The 14,019-nt window shown below is 74.3% G+C and carries 11 protein-coding genes; 10 read left to right on the top strand and 1 reads right to left on the bottom strand.

Annotation, left to right across the window (positions count from 1 at the left end; translation table 11 throughout):
* Positions 1–110: 110 nt before the first annotated feature.
* From AC27L3_RS22585 to galK, 10 genes are all read left to right on the top strand, one after another.
* Complete coding sequence (locus AC27L3_RS22585; protein WP_487235869.1) at positions 111–1,505, top strand: resuscitation-promoting factor; 1,395 nt, start codon at positions 111–113, stop codon at positions 1,503–1,505.
* Positions 1,502–2,392, top strand: coding sequence for a 16S rRNA (adenine(1518)-N(6)/adenine(1519)-N(6))-dimethyltransferase RsmA (gene rsmA / locus AC27L3_RS22580; RefSeq protein WP_487235865.1), 891 nt, complete (start codon positions 1,502–1,504; stop codon positions 2,390–2,392). Before AC27L3_RS22585 ends, rsmA begins: the two co-directional genes overlap by 4 nt.
* Positions 2,389–3,294, top strand: a complete 906-nt coding sequence (locus AC27L3_RS22575; RefSeq protein WP_487235864.1) for a 4-(cytidine 5'-diphospho)-2-C-methyl-D-erythritol kinase — start codon at positions 2,389–2,391, stop codon at positions 3,292–3,294. The genes rsmA and AC27L3_RS22575 overlap by 4 nt, the downstream gene beginning before the upstream one ends.
* Positions 3,295–3,378: 84 nt before the next feature.
* The gene (locus AC27L3_RS22570; protein WP_487235863.1) at positions 3,379–5,025 is read left to right on the top strand and encodes an FG-GAP-like repeat-containing protein; all 1,647 of its coding nucleotides are present in this window, start codon (positions 3,379–3,381) and stop codon (positions 5,023–5,025) included.
* Positions 5,026–5,124: 99 nt separating this feature from the next.
* Positions 5,125–6,927, top strand: coding sequence for an ABC-F family ATP-binding cassette domain-containing protein (locus tag AC27L3_RS22565; protein ID WP_487235862.1), 1,803 nt, complete (start codon positions 5,125–5,127; stop codon positions 6,925–6,927).
* A 196-nt stretch (positions 6,928–7,123) separates the two neighbouring features.
* A complete protein-coding gene (locus AC27L3_RS22560) occupies positions 7,124–9,025 on the top strand; it encodes a hypothetical protein (protein WP_487235861.1) in 1,902 nt (633 codons plus the stop codon).
* Positions 9,026–9,289: 264 nt separating this feature from the next.
* Positions 9,290–9,991 carry a response regulator transcription factor gene (locus AC27L3_RS22555; RefSeq protein ID WP_344437690.1) on the top strand — a complete coding sequence of 234 codons (702 nt, stop codon included), beginning with the start codon at positions 9,290–9,292 and terminating at the stop codon, positions 9,989–9,991.
* A 226-nt stretch (positions 9,992–10,217) separates the two neighbouring features.
* Positions 10,218–11,264 (top strand): galactose-1-phosphate uridylyltransferase, encoded by a 1,047-nt coding sequence (gene galT / locus AC27L3_RS22550; protein ID WP_487235860.1) that lies wholly within the window; start codon positions 10,218–10,220, stop codon positions 11,262–11,264.
* Positions 11,261–12,223 (top strand): UDP-glucose 4-epimerase GalE, encoded by a 963-nt coding sequence (gene galE / locus AC27L3_RS22545; RefSeq protein WP_487235859.1) that lies wholly within the window; start codon positions 11,261–11,263, stop codon positions 12,221–12,223. The genes galT and galE overlap by 4 nt, the downstream gene beginning before the upstream one ends.
* The gene (gene galK / locus AC27L3_RS22540; protein ID WP_487235858.1) at positions 12,220–13,383 is read left to right on the top strand and encodes a galactokinase; all 1,164 of its coding nucleotides are present in this window, start codon (positions 12,220–12,222) and stop codon (positions 13,381–13,383) included. Before galE ends, galK begins: the two co-directional genes overlap by 4 nt.
* A gap of 4 nt (positions 13,384–13,387) precedes the next feature.
* Here galK and AC27L3_RS22535 read toward each other — a convergent pair whose 3' ends face one another.
* Positions 13,388–13,735: a GNAT family N-acetyltransferase gene (locus tag AC27L3_RS22535; RefSeq protein WP_487235857.1), complete on the bottom strand. Its 348-nt coding sequence runs from the start codon at positions 13,733–13,735 to the stop codon at positions 13,388–13,390.
* Between the last annotated feature and the right edge of the window lie 284 nt (positions 13,736–14,019).

Here is a 14,019-nt window from a genome sequence, read left to right as displayed (position 1 = left end):
CGGGGGGCGGCGAGGGCTCAGGTGGCCGCACCCCGGGTGGGTATCCGCCTGCCCTCGGCGACACGGCCGCGGTGGGAAGCGCCGCATACCCGCCCGACGGCGGGCGCGCCGTGGCGTGGCCGGGCCAGGAAGCCGGCCGGGCCGCCGCCCCGGGGAGCGGCCCCGCCTCCGGCGGCCGGGCCGCTGCGCGGTGGGGCGAGGGCGGCGAGCCGGGCAGTGGCCGCATCCCGGGCGGGTACCCGCCCGCCGGTGGCCCCGCCGGCGCCGACGCCGGGCCGTATCCGACCGGGCCTGGCCACGCCCCCGGCGGCCGGGTCGCCGCCCCGGGGAGCGGCGCCGCCCCCGGCGGCCGGGCTGCGGCTCGGCGGGCGCGGGAGGGCGAGGGCGGGGGTGCGCGGCGGCGGGGGGAGCGGCCCGACGCGTTGCGGCGGCTGGTGCCGCAGGCGCTTGTCGTGGCTTTTCTGGCCGGTGGGACGTCCGCGTTCATCGCGGGGGACAAGACCGTCCAGCTCAGTGTCGACGGCAGGCCCCGCACCCTGCACACGTTCGCCGGTGACGTGGCCGAGTTGCTGGCCGACGAGGGGATGGCCGTCGGGGAGCACGACATCGTGGCGCCGGGGCCGCATCACGATCTGGCGGCCGGTGATCAGGTGATCGTGCGGTACGGGCGGCCGGTGGCGCTGACGCTCGACGGGGAGCGCCGCCAGGTGTGGACGACGGCCCGTACGGTCGACGGGGCCCTGCGGCAGCTGGGTGTGCGGGCCGAGGGGGCGTATTTGTCGGCGTCCCGTTCGGCGCCCATCGGGCGCCAGGGGCTGGACCTGGATGTGCGGACGGAGCGCACGGTGACGTTCATGGCCGACGGCCGGGAGCGCACGATCCGTACGAACGCGGCGACGGTGCGCGAGGCGCTGGAGCAGGCCGGGATCGGGCTGAACGGTCAGGACACCACGTCCGTGGATCCGGAGAGCTTCCCGCGCGAGGGGCAGACGATCTCCATCATGCGGATCTCGGCCGACACCGAGACCCGCGAGGAGCCGATCGACTTCCCGACCGAGCGCCGCCAGGATCCGACGTTGTACAAGGGCACGGAGGTGGTCGTGCAGCGCGGTGAGAAGGGCGTGCAGCGGGTGACGTACGCCCTGCGCACGGTCAACGGGGTGCAGCAGAAGCCGAAGAAGGTCTCCACGCAGGTGGTGAAGCAGCCCAGGACGGAGATCGTCAAGGTGGGGACGAAGGCCAGGCCGGCCACCGTGCAGGGCGCGGACCACCTGAACTGGGGCGCGCTGGCGCAGTGCGAGGCGGGCGGGCGGCCCGATGCCGTGGACCCGTCGGGCACGTACGGCGGGCTGTACCAGTTCGACGTGCGCACCTGGCAGTCGCTGGGCGGCAGCGGTCGCCCGCAGGACGCCTCGTCGGACGAGCAGACGTTCCGGGCGAAGAAGCTGTACGTCAGCCGGGGGGCGAGCCCGTGGCCGGTGTGCGGCCGTAAACTTCACGGGTGAGCTCCAGCCCCAGCACAGACCCCTCCGGCGAGTCCGGCGCCCTGCTCGGCCCGGCCGACGTCCGCGAACTGGCCACCGCCCTCGGGGTCCGCCCCACCAAGCAGCGCGGTCAGAACTTCGTGATCGACGCCAACACCGTGCGCCGCATCGTGCGGACCGCCGAGGTGCGGCCCGACGACGTGGTCGTCGAGGTCGGCCCCGGCCTGGGGTCGCTGACGCTGGCCCTGCTGGAGGTCGCGGACCGGGTGACCGCCGTGGAGATCGACGACGTGCTGGCGGCCGCGCTGCCCGCGACGATCGGCGCCCGGCTGCCCGGGCGCGCCGACCGGTTCGCGCTGGTGCACAGCGACGCCATGCACGTGGCGGAGCTGCCCGGTCCGGCGCCGACGGCACTGGTGGCCAACCTGCCGTACAACGTCGCCGTCCCGGTGCTGCTGCACATGCTCGACCGTTTCCCGAGCATCGAGCGCACGCTGGTGATGGTGCAGTCGGAGGTCGCCGACCGGCTCGCCGCGCGGCCGGGCAACAAGGTGTACGGCGTGCCGTCGGTGAAGGCCAACTGGTACGCGGAGGTCAAGCGCGCCGGTGCCATCGGCCGCAATGTCTTCTGGCCGGCGCCGAATGTCGACTCGGGCCTGGTCTCGCTGGTGCGCCGCAGCGCGCCGGTGGAGACGACGGCCACCAAGGAAGAGGTCTTCGCCGTGGTCGACGCCGCCTTCGCGCAGCGTCGCAAGACGCTGCGCGCGGCGCTGGCCGGCTGGGCCGGTTCGGCGGCCGCCGCCGAGGCGGCCCTGGTGGCCGCCGGGATCTCGCCGCAGGCCCGCGGGGAGTCCCTGACCGTCCACGAGTTCGCCGCGATCGCCGAGCAGAAGGGCGCCACTCAGTGACCGCATCCGTCACGGTCCGCGTACCGGCCAAGGTCAACGTCCAGCTGGCCGTGGGCCCGCTGCGGCCGGACGGCTTCCACGACCTGGCCAACGTCTTCCTGGCCGTGGGCCTGTACGACGAGGTCACCGTGCGCCCGCACGACGGGCTGAAGATCACCTGCGAGGGGCCGGACGCGGACAAGGTGCCCCTGGACGACACCAACCTGGCCGCCCGCGCCGCCCTCGCCCTCGCCGCCCGGCACGGGCGCGAGGCGAACGTGCACCTCCACATCGCCAAGGACATCCCCGTCGCGGGCGGCATGGCCGGCGGCAGCGCCGACGGCGCGGGCGCCCTGCTGGCCTGCGACGCCCTGTGGGGCACGGGCGCCTCCCGGGAGGAGCTGCTGGAGATCTGCGCCGAGCTCGGCAGCGACGTGCCCTTCAGCCTCGTCGGCGGCGCGGCCCTCGGCCGCGGCCGGGGCGAGCTGCTCACGCCGCTGGAGACCGGCGGCACCTTCCACTGGGTCTTCGCCGTCGCCGACGGCGGCCTGTCCACGCCGGCCGTGTACGCCGAGTGCGACCGGCTGCGCGCCGGGACGGCCGTTCCCGACCCGGAGCCGTCGGCGGCTCTCCTGGCCGCCCTGCGCGCCGGTGACGCGCCCGCCCTCGCGGCCGTGCTGGCCAACGACCTGCAGCCGGCCGCCCTGTCCCTGCGCCCCGCGCTGGCCGGGACCCTCGCCGCGGGCAGCGGGGCCGGTGCCCTGGCCGCGCTGGTCTCCGGCTCGGGACCCACGACCGCCTTCCTGGCGGCGGACGAGGCCGCGGCCCGCAAGGTGGCCGACGCCCTGTCCGCCTCGGGCACCTGCCGGACGGTGCGCACGGCCCGCGGCCCGGTGCCGGGGGCGACGGTGGTGGCGGGCTGACCCGCTCCCGTTGACGATCATGGGTTGGGGACAATAGGGGTGTTCCGGCCGCCGCAGGGGCGGCCCCGACCGAGGCCCGGGCCCATGACCTCCATACGACCCTCCCGCCGCCGTGCCGCCGCCCGGTGCCTCGTGCCCGCCGTGGCCACGGCGCTGGTGACGACCGGACTGTTCGCCGGCACCTCCGTGGCCGCCGCGGCGGCCGCACCCGTACCCGTCCCCGCGGCGACGCCCGCCGCCGACTGGACGGTGCCGCGGCTCGCGGTCATGCCGCTCGGCGACTCGATCACCCGGGGGGTGGGCAGCTCCACCGGTTCCGGCTACCGCGTCGCCCTGCGCGACCGCCTGGCCGGGCACGCCGGCGACCTGCGCTTCGTGGGCTCCGTACGGACCGACGGCCAGGACAACGAGGGCCACCCCGGCTGGATGATCGACGACCTGGCCGACAACATCGACCGCTGGCTCGCGCAGGCCCGGCCCAATGTCGTCACCCTGAACATCGGCACCAACGACATCGACGCCGACTTCCACTCCGCGGACGCCCCCGCCCGCCTCGCCGCCCTCGTCGACCGCATCACCGCCGCGGCCCCCGGCATCACGGTCCTGGTCTCCTCGCTCGTACCGAACAACACCGGGGACGACCCGGCGCGCAACGAGCGCGTCAAGCAGTACAACAGCACCCTGCCCGGGCTCGTCGCCGAGCGGCAGCGCAAGGGCCTGCACGTCGGGTACGTGGACATGGGCGCCGTCACCCTGAAGGACATCGGCGACCGGCTGCACCCCAGGGACGCCGGCTACGCGAAGATGGCGGACGCCTTCTACGGCGGCATCGCCCGCGCCGCCGCCGACGACTGGATCCGGCCGACCGTCGACGTCCGGCCCGCCCCGCCCGCCGCCGCACCGCAGGGCGACTACAAGGTCGACATCAACGGCGACGGCAGGGCCGACTACCTCGTCGTCGACGACGACGGCTCCGTGCGCGCCTGGCGCAACGACGGCGGCGACACCGGCAAGGGCTGGGCCCCTCTCGGCCGCATCGCCACCGGCGACTACGCCTCCGGCACCAAGGTGCGCTTCGCCGACGTCGACGGCGACGGCAAGGCCGACTACCTGATCCTCGACAAGGACGGCTCGGTCCGCGCCTTCCTCAACAACGGCAGCGCCGACAAGCCCGACGACTGGAAGCGCTACGGGCGCCTCGCCACGGGCGTCCCCGGGGCACCCGCCGACCGGGTGCGCTTCGCCGACGTCAACGGCGACCGCAAGGCCGACTACCTCGTCGTCGACGACGACGGCTCCGTGCGCGCCTGGCTCAACAACGGCGGCGACCAGGGCAAGGGCTGGATCGCCGCCGGCCGCATCGCCGGCGGCGTCCCCGAGGTGCCCGGCTCGGCGGTGCGCTTCGCCGACGTCGACGGCGACGGCAGGGCCGACTACCTCGTCGTGAACGACGACGGCTCCGTCGACGCCTGGATCAACACCGGCGCCGGCGCGGCCGACCGCTGGACCCGTGCCGGCCGCATCGCCGGCGGCGTCCCCAAGGTGCCCGGCTCGGCGGTGCGCTTCGCCGACGTCGACGGCGACGGCAGGGCCGACTACCTCGCCGTGGACGACGACGGCGCCGTGCACGCCTGGATCAACAAGGGCGCCGGCCGCGCCGACCGCTGGAGCGACGCCGGAACGATCGCCACGGGCACCGGCAAGGACACCGGCGGCCGCGTCCGCATCTGACCCCGGCACATCCGTTCCCGGCCCCGCCCCGCGGGCGCCCGTCCGGGGCGCCCGCGGGGCGTGGGATCCTGGAGACAGTCCCAGCAAGCGAGGAGCCCAATGGCAGCCAACCTGGTCAATCTGGAAGCCGTCGACAAGGTGTACGGCACCCGTGCCCTGCTCGACGGCGTCTCCCTCGGCGTCAACGAGGGCGACCGGATCGGCGTGGTCGGCCGCAACGGCGACGGCAAGACCACGCTCATCCGCATCCTCGCCAAGCTGGAGGAGGCCGACAAGGGCCGCGTCACCCACGCCGGCCACCTGCACCTGGGCGTGCTCACCCAGCACGACTCCCTCGACCCCGCAGCAACGATCCGGCACGAGGTCGTCGGCGACATGGCCGACCACGAGTGGGCCGGCAACGCCAAGATCCGCGACGTGCTCACCGGCCTCTTCGGCGGCCTGGACCTGCCCGCCTTTCCGCAGGGCCTGGACACCGTCATCGGCCCGCTCTCCGGTGGCGAGCGCCGCCGCATCGCCCTGGCCAAGCTGCTCATCGCCGACCAGGACCTCATCGTGCTGGACGAGCCCACCAACCACCTCGACGTCGAGGGCATCTCCTGGCTCGCCGGCCACCTGCAGCAGCGCCGCTCGGCCCTGGTGTGCGTCACCCACGACCGCTGGTTCCTCGACCAGGTGTGCACCCGCATGTGGGACGTCCAGCGCGGCACCGTCCACGAGTACGAGGGCGGCTACAGCGACTACGTCTTCGCCCGCGCCGAGCGCGAGCGCATCGCCGCCACCGAGGAGGCCAAGCGGCAGAACCTGATGCGCAAGGAGCTCGCCTGGCTGCGCCGCGGCGCCCCCGCCCGTACCAGCAAGCCGCGCTTTCGCATCGAGGCCGCCAACGAGCTGATCGCCGACGTGCCGCCGCCGCGCGACACCTCCGAGCTGATGAAGTTCGCCAGCTCCCGGCTGGGCAGGACCGTCTTCGACCTGGAGAACGTCACCGTCCAGGCCGGCCCCAAGTCGCTCATCGAGCACCTCACCTGGCAGCTGGGCCCGGGCGACCGCATCGGCCTCGTCGGCGTCAACGGCGCCGGCAAGACCTCGCTGCTGCGCACCCTCGCCGAGGCCGCCCGCACCGAGGGCGAGAAGCAGCCGCCGGTCGGCAAGGTCGTCGTCGGCAAGACCGTCAAGCTCGCCTACCTCTCGCAGGAGGTCGCCGAGCTCGACCCGGCCAAGCGCGTCCTGGAGGCCGTCCAGCAGGTCCGCGACCGCGTCGACCTCGGCAAGGGCCGCGAGATGACCGCCGGACAGCTCTGCGAGAAGTTCGGCTTCACCAAGGAGAAGCAGTGGACGCCGGTCGGCGACCTCTCCGGCGGCGAGCGCCGCCGCCTGCAGATCCTGCGCCTGCTGATGGACGAGCCCAACGTCCTCTTCCTCGACGAGCCCACCAACGACCTCGACATCGAGACCCTCACGCAGCTGGAGGACCTCCTCGACGGCTGGCCCGGCTCGATGGTCGTCATCAGCCACGACCGGTACTTCGTCGAGCGCACCACCGACCGCGTCTTCGCCCTGCTCGGCGACCGCACCCTGCGGATGCTGCCGCGCGGCCTGGACGAGTACCTGGAGCGCCGGCAGCAGGCCGCCGAGGCCGCCGCCCCGCCCGCCCCCGCCCCGGCCGCCGCCAGGCCCGCCAAGCCGGCCGCCGACGCCCGCGCGGCCAAGAAGGAACTGCAGAAGATCGAGCGCCGCCTCGACCGCATCGGCGAGCAGGAGACCAAGCTCCACGAGCGCATCGCCGAACAGGCCACCGACTTCGAGGCGGTCGCCAAGCTCGACGCCGAACTGCGCGAACTGGCCGCCGAACGCGACGAACTCGAGATGCGCTGGCTCGAACTGGCCGACGACGCGTAAGGGGTTGTGCGCGGCCGCGCCGCGCGCACGGGGGCGGACACGGCGCAACAGTCTCGTCACGGGCCGGTCTCAGGTGGTTGATACCTCCAGGGATCGGCCCTTGTGCCGTCGGTGCCGGGTGGTACAAAGAACACCCGCTCGCCTGCCGCACACTGGCGGGATTCGTACCCCCGTCCGCGCACCCAGAGGAAAGCCGATGTCACAGCCGCCCCAGCCCCCCGAACCGCCGAAGGGCCCGCCGGCCCCGCCGGGCGGAGGCTTCGGCGCGCCACACGACCCCCGCTCGGGATTCGGCGCCCCCTCGCCCGCGCAGCCGCCCCAGCCGCCGCAGGCGCCCCCCGCCCAGCCGCCGGCCGCCGCGCCGCAGGTGCCGCCGGCCACCCTGGTGGTGACCCCGCAGCAGCAGCCTCCGCAGCAGCAGCCCCCGCAGGTGCCGGCGCCCCAGGCCCCGCAGCCGCCCCAGGCCCCGCCGCCTCCGCCGCCCCCGCCCGGCGGGCGGCCCGGCGACCCCGGCTACGGCTACCCCCAGACGCCCCCGCCGCCCACCGCGCCCCCCGGCTACGGCTACCCGGCCGCGCCGCCCGCCGGCGGCTACGGCTACCCCGGCCAGACCCCGCAGCCCGGCGCGTACCCGCCGGTCTCCGCCCCCTACCCGGGTGCCGCGCCCTACCCGGGCGCCCCCGCTCCCGCCGGCACGAAGAAGCGCACGGCGGTCATCGTCAGCGCCGCCGTCGCGCTGCTGCTCGTCGCCGGTGGCGGCGTGTGGTTCGCCACCCAGGGCGGCGGCAAGGACGACGAGGCCAAGGGCGGCGGCTCCACCAGCCAGTCCGGCAACGGCCAGCAGGGCGGCGGCAAGGCGCCCCGCACGGTCGAGGGCAAGCTGCTCTTCGGCGTCGACCCCACGCCCGTCACCGACCTCGTCTCCGTCAAGGGCATGTGGGTCACCGACAAGGTCGCCGCCAAGGCCGACGTCTACAAGGTGGTCGGCTACGGCCTGTCCGGCGGCAAGCAGTGGGAGATCCCGCTCGACGGCGAGATCTGCTGGTCGTCCCAGCAGACCACCGCCGACGGCAAGACCGCGGTGCTCACCAAGTCCAGCAAGCCGAGCGCCGACCAGAAGTACGGCGGCCCGTGCAGCCAGGTCGTCGCCCTCGACCTGAACAACGGCAAGAAGCTGTGGCAGAAGTCGCTGAAGAACGGCGACCAGGAGCTGCGCTTCAACGAGGTCACCGTCGGCGGCGGCACGGTCGCCGCGGGCGGGACGAGCGGCGGTGCGGCCTGGTCGCTGGACGGCAAGGAGCTGTGGAAGCCCAAGCAGGGCGACGACTGCCGCGACGACGGCTACGGCGGCGGCAGCAAGCTCGTCGCGGTGCGCCGCTGCGGCCAGTACGACCGGCCGCAGATGCAGGTGCAGACCCTCGACCCGGGCAGCGGTGCGATCAAGTCGGTCTTCAAGGTGCCTTCGGGAATCAAGTGGGTCCACGTAGCGTCGACCGACCCGCTGGTCGTCGCGGTGGAGGCAGGTGAGGGTAGCGGGAGCGCCTCCGACTTCATGGTGCTCGACGACAGCGGCAGCGAGGCCAAGCTGCGCTCGAAGATCTCCTCGGAGCACGGCGCCTATACGCCGAAGTGTGACGCCACCAACGTCGAGGGCTGCTTCAAGCTCGCCGTCAGCAAGGACACCCTCTACCTCCCGACCGAGGACCACACCAGCGGCAACCCGCAGCAGCCCGGCCGCGTCAACGAGATCGTCGGATTCGATCTGGCCACCGGGCAGTCGCGGGGCAAGGCCGAGGGCACACCCGGTTCCACTCTGGTCCCGCTGGGCATCGACAAGGACGGCTACCCCATCGGTTACCAGGATCCGACCTACAAGTCGGGCGGCAAAGTGGTACGAATCGATCCGAAGACGTTCAAGACCGATGTTCTGCTGAAGAATCCGACCGCCTCGGCCCAGAGCGAGGGCCGCCTCACGCCCACCCTCAACCCGGCGCTGTGGAGCCAGGGCCGGCTCTACCTGGGCAGCAAGTACGCCGACAAGCCGCGCGCGGTGCAGCTCGGCAAGGAATACTCCCTGATGATCTTCGGGGGCAGCTGATCCTGATCATTTGACGAGCGCTCCAGCCGTATCCCTGTTCACCGCGTGTGCATGCCTGAACGATCCGTTTCAGTCGGGAAGTACACGTGATGGGCAGGGATTTCGGCATTCCGGGGGACTTCTCACCGGTAAGGGGCGCGGAACGTCGAACAAGCGTGTAGCTTCCCGGGCAAGAGGGTGCCGGGGAGACATGGAGACATACAGACTTGCGTGGTCGGTACCGGGCCACCGCGCACGGACAGTCGGGCGACAGGGGGGAAGCTGATGGGCGTGCGGCTCATGGTGGTCGACGACCATCGACTGCTGGCCGAGGCCCTCGCCTCGGCGCTGAAGCTGCGCGGCCACCGCGTCCTCGCGGCGGCCGCGCCCAGCGCGGGAGCGGCGGAACTGGTCATCAGCCGCGCACCCGAGGTGTGCCTGCTCGGCACCGCGTCCCCCGCCGAACCGGGCGTCTTCGACCCCGTCGTCCGCATCAAACGCGAACGCCCCCAGGTCGCCGTCGTCGTCCTCGGCCCCGTGCCCAACCCCCTCGGCATCGCGGCCGCCTTCGCCGCCGGAGCCTCCGGGTACGTCCGCCACAACGAGCGCATCGAAGGCGTCGAACGCGCCATGATGAAGGCACGGGCCGGCGAGGCCGCCGTCGATCCGCAACTCCTGCAGGGAGCCTTCGTCGAACTGCTCAACCCGGCCGCCCAGCCGGACGACGAAGGCGCACGACTGCTGCAGCTGCTCACGCCGCGCGAAGTGGAGGTCCTGGTCCGGGTCGCCGAGGGCGAGGACACGCGGCTCATCGCGGCGGGCATGGGAATAGCGCCCAGCACCGCCCGCACGCACGTGCAGCGGGTGCTGATGAAACTGGGCGTCGGGTCGAGGCTGGAGGCGGCGGCGCTGGCCGCCCGCACGGGGCTCCTGGAGCGAGCGGCGGCACGCGGGGCCGGGGCGATCCCGGCCCAGCCGGGCCGCTGAGCGGAGGCGTAGGGCAGCGCCCCGTAGGGGCGCGGGGAACTGCGCGACAAGCCACGACGCGCCCGCAGGTGGAGTGCCGGGCCTCGCCCGCCTGCGGGCGCGTCGTGGCCGGTCGCGCCCACGCGGCGGCAGCCACAGATCGGCGCTGCCCCGCGCCCCTACGGGGCGGAGCCCCGGCGCAGCCGGCCCGTTTCGGGGTGCCCCCCTCGCGGGGAGGGATGGTGCCGTGAAGAAGACGGCCACCCGGCTCGCGGACGGCCGCGAGCTGATCTATTACGACGCCCGCGACGACGCCGCCCGCGGCGCCGTCACCGATGTGCGCCCCCTCCCGCCGCGCCCCGCCGCCGGCGAGGTCCGTGAGGATCCGCTGCTCGGCGAGAGCGTCGTCGTCGCCTCGCACCGCCAGGAGCGTACGCATCTGCCGCCCCCGGAGCAGTGTCCGCTGTGTCCGTCCCGGCCGGGCCGGCCGACGGAGATTCCTGCCGCCGACTACGACGTCGTCGTCTTCGAGAATCGTTTCCCCGCCCTGTCGGGGGAGGCGGGCCGCTGCGAGGTGGTGTGTTTCACCGACGACCACGACGCGTCGTTCGCGGCCCTGGCCCCGGAGCGGGCCGCGCTGGTGCTCGCCGCCTGGACGGACCGGACGGCGGAGCTGTCGGAGCTGCCCGATGTGGCGCAGGTCTTCTGTTTCGAGAACCGCGGCATCGAGATAGGCGTCACCCTGGCGCATCCGCACGGGCAGATCTACGCCTATCCGTTCGTGACGCCGCGCACGGCCCGCATGCTGGAGCGTGCCGCCGCCCACCGGGCGGGGACCGGGCGGAATCTGTTCGAGGACGTCGTGGCGCAGGAGCGCGCCGACGGCCGCCGGGTCGTCGCCGAGGGCGCGCACTGGACGGCCTTCGTGCCGCGGGCCGCCCGCTGGCCGTACGAGGTCCAGGTGCATCCGCGCCGCCGCGTGCCGGACCTGCTCGCGCTGGACGACGCGGCCCGCGCCGAGTTCCCGGCGCTGCACCTGGACCTGCTGCGCCGCTTCGACCGGCTGTTCGGCGCGGAGGCGCCGCCGACCCCGTACGTGTGTGCGTGGCACCAGGCGCCGGTGGTGCACCCCCACAGGGATGAATTCGGCCTGCACCTCCAGCTCTTCACCGTGCGCCGGGCTCCCGGCAAGCTGAAGTTCCTCGCGGGTTCGGAGTCCGCCATGAACGTCTTCGTCAACGACGTGCCGCCGGAGGCCGCGGCCGAGCGACTGCGAGAGGCGGCGGGCGCATGAGCGCGGGGACGTTCCTGGTCACGGGTGGTGCGGGCTATGTGGGCAGTGTGGTGGCGGCGCACCTGCTGCGGGCGGGGCACCGGGTGACGGTTCTGGACGATTTGTCGACAGGGCACCGTGACGCCGTGCCCGAGGGCGCGGACTTCGTCGAGGGGCGCGTGCAGGATGCCGCGCGCCATGTGAACGGCTCGTACGACGCCGTGCTGCACTTCGCCGCCTGCTCGCAGGTGGGGGAGTCCGTCGCCGATCCCGAGAAGTACTGGCGCAACAACACCGGCGGCACGCTCGACCTGCTGGCGGCCATGCGGGAGGCCGGCGTGCGCCGCCTGGTCTTCTCCTCCACCGCCGCCGTCTACGGCGAACCGGCCGCCGTCCCCCTCACCGAGGACGCCCCCACCGCCCCGACCAACCCCTACGGCGCGAGCAAGCTCGCCGTGGACCACATGATCGCGGGAGAGTGCGCGGCCCACGGCCTGGGCGCGGTGTCCCTGCGCTACTTCAACGTCGCCGGCGCCGACGGCCGCCACGGCGAACGGCACGCCCCCGAGACCCACCTGATCCCCCTCGTGCTGCAGGTGGCCCTGGGCGGGCGCGAGGCGGTCGACGTCTACGGCGACGACTACCCGACGCCCGACGGCACCTGCGTGCGCGACTACATCCACGTCGCCGACCTCGCCGAGGCCCACCTGCTGGCGCTGGCCGCCGTGCGCCCCGGCGAGCACCTGGTGTGCAACCTCGGCAACGGCAACGGCTTCTCGGTGCGCGAGGTCGTCGAGACCGTCCGCAAGGTGACCGGGCATCCCGTACCGGAGCGTCCGGCGCCGCGACGGCCCGGCGATCCGGCCGTCCTCGTCGCCTCGGCGGCCCGGGCCGCCGAGGTGCTCGGCTGGCGGCCGCGGCGGCCGGAGCTGGCCGGGATCGTCGAGGACGCCTGGGAGTTCGCCCGGCGGCGCGCGTGAGCGCACAGCAGGCCGCGCGGGCGTTCCGCGCCCGGTACGGGGTGCCGTGCGCGGGGGTGTGGGCGGCGCCGGGCCGGGTCAACCTGATCGGGGAGTACACCGACGTCAACGAGGGCTTCGTCATGCCGTTCGCGCTGCCGCTGCGAACGTGGGTGGCCGCCCGGCCGCGCCCCGACGGCCGGCTGCGGGTGCACTCCGCCGCGGCGGCCGGCGAGGGGATCGTGGACGCGGGCGATCCGGCACCCGGCACGGTGCGCGGCTGGGCCGCCTATCCGGCGGGGGTCCTGTGGGCGCTGCGCACCGCGGGGCACCCGGTGGGCGGTGCCGACCTGCACGTGGAGAGCGAGCTGCCGGCGGGTGCGGGCCTGTCGTCGTCCGCCGCGCTGGGCGTGGCCACGGCGCTGGCGCTGGACGAGCTGTACGGGCTGGGCATCGGGCGGCCCGGGCTGGCCCTGCTGGTGCAGCGCGCCGAGAACGACTTCGCGGGCGTGCCGTGCGGGGTCATGGACCAGATGGCGGCGGCCTGTTGCGAGGCCGGGCACGTGCTGCACCTGGACACGCGGGACCTGGCACGGCGGCAGGTGCCGTTCGATGCGGCGGGCGCCGGGCTGCGGCTGCTGGTCGTCGACACGCGGGTCGCGCACGCGGTGGGGGCGGGCGAGTACGCGCGGCGGCGCGCGGGCTGCGAGCGCGCCGCCCGGATCCTGGGTCTGCGCGCCCTGCGCGACGTGCCGTACGGGCAACTGGACGCCGCACTCGACGCGTTGACGGCGTCGGGCGCTCCGGAGCTGCGCCCGCTCGTGCGGCACGTGGTGACCGAGAACGACCGCGTCGCGCAGGTGGCGGCGCTGCTCGACGCGGGGGACGTGCGCGCGGTCGGCCCCCTGATGACGGCCGGCCATGCCTCGCTGCGCGACGACTTCGCCGTCTCCTGCACGGAGTCGGACCTCGTGGTGGACACGGCCGTCGCGGCCGGTGCCCTGGGGGCGCGGATGACGGGGGCCGGGTTCGGGGGCTCGGTCGTCGCCCTGGTGGAGGCGGGGGCGGTGGGGAAGGTGACGCAGGCGGTGTCCGCAGCGCTCACCGCCGCGGGCGGCCGCGCCCCCGCCGTCTTCGAGGCGGTGCCGGCACCGGGCGCGCACCGGGCCCGGCCGTACTGAGGCGTCAGGAGCCGAAGCGCTTGGTCAGCAGGTGGTTGGCGACACCCGGCGGGTAGTCGTCGATCGTGGCGACCAGCTCGTAGCCGAGCCTGCGGTAGAAGTGCGGGGCCTGGAAGTCCCAGGTCTCCACCTGGCTGCCCACGGCGCCGTGCACGGTGCGGGCCTCCTCCTCCGCCCGCGCGACCAGGCGGCTGCCGAGCCCGCTGCCGCGGTGCCGGGCGTCGACCCACAGGAGTTCGAGGTGGAGCCAGCACCACTGCAGGCGGCAGACGAGGCCGCCCGCCAGTTCGCCGTCCGGGCCGGTCGCGAAGACGTGCAGCGGGACGTGCTCCCGCGCGGACGTTCCCCCCAACGCGCGCAGTACGGACGAGCGTTCGGAGTTGGACGCCCGCAGACGCGCTAACACCACATCCCGTCGTTCGGGATCGTTCACCGCCTCAATACTGAACATAAAGCTCACCATAAACAGCGGGGTCAAGCACTTTTGCCAATACGCCACCGGCACCCCGCCCCGGCCGTACGCTGAATCACAGCGCCGGTGGGGGCCGGTGCTGATCAGGGGGCGAGGCAGGCAGGTACGACGCCCGGGGTGGGGTGGTTGGCGGGCACGGCGGCGGCCGTGCGCGTGCGGCGGCC

The sequence above is a fragment of the Streptomyces sp. PKA51 genome (genome assembly GCF_057552455.1).
Note: the sequence above shows the minus strand (reverse complement) of the source record. Positions and strands in the feature narration are given on the sequence as shown.

Excerpts from the sequence above, each read along its gene's own strand:
- AC27L3_RS22565 (WP_487235862.1), top strand. The coding sequence starts at position 5,125 with ATGGCAGCCAACCTGGTCAATCTGGAAGCCGTCGACAAGGTGTACGGC.
- AC27L3_RS22555 (WP_344437690.1), top strand. The coding sequence starts at position 9,290 with ATGGGCGTGCGGCTCATGGTGGTCGACGACCATCGACTGCTGGCCGAG.
- galE (WP_487235859.1), top strand. The coding sequence starts at position 11,261 with ATGAGCGCGGGGACGTTCCTGGTCACGGGTGGTGCGGGCTATGTGGGC.
- AC27L3_RS22560 (WP_487235861.1), top strand. The coding sequence starts at position 7,124 with ATGTCACAGCCGCCCCAGCCCCCCGAACCGCCGAAGGGCCCGCCGGCC.
- AC27L3_RS22570 (WP_487235863.1), top strand. The coding sequence starts at position 3,379 with ATGACCTCCATACGACCCTCCCGCCGCCGTGCCGCCGCCCGGTGCCTC.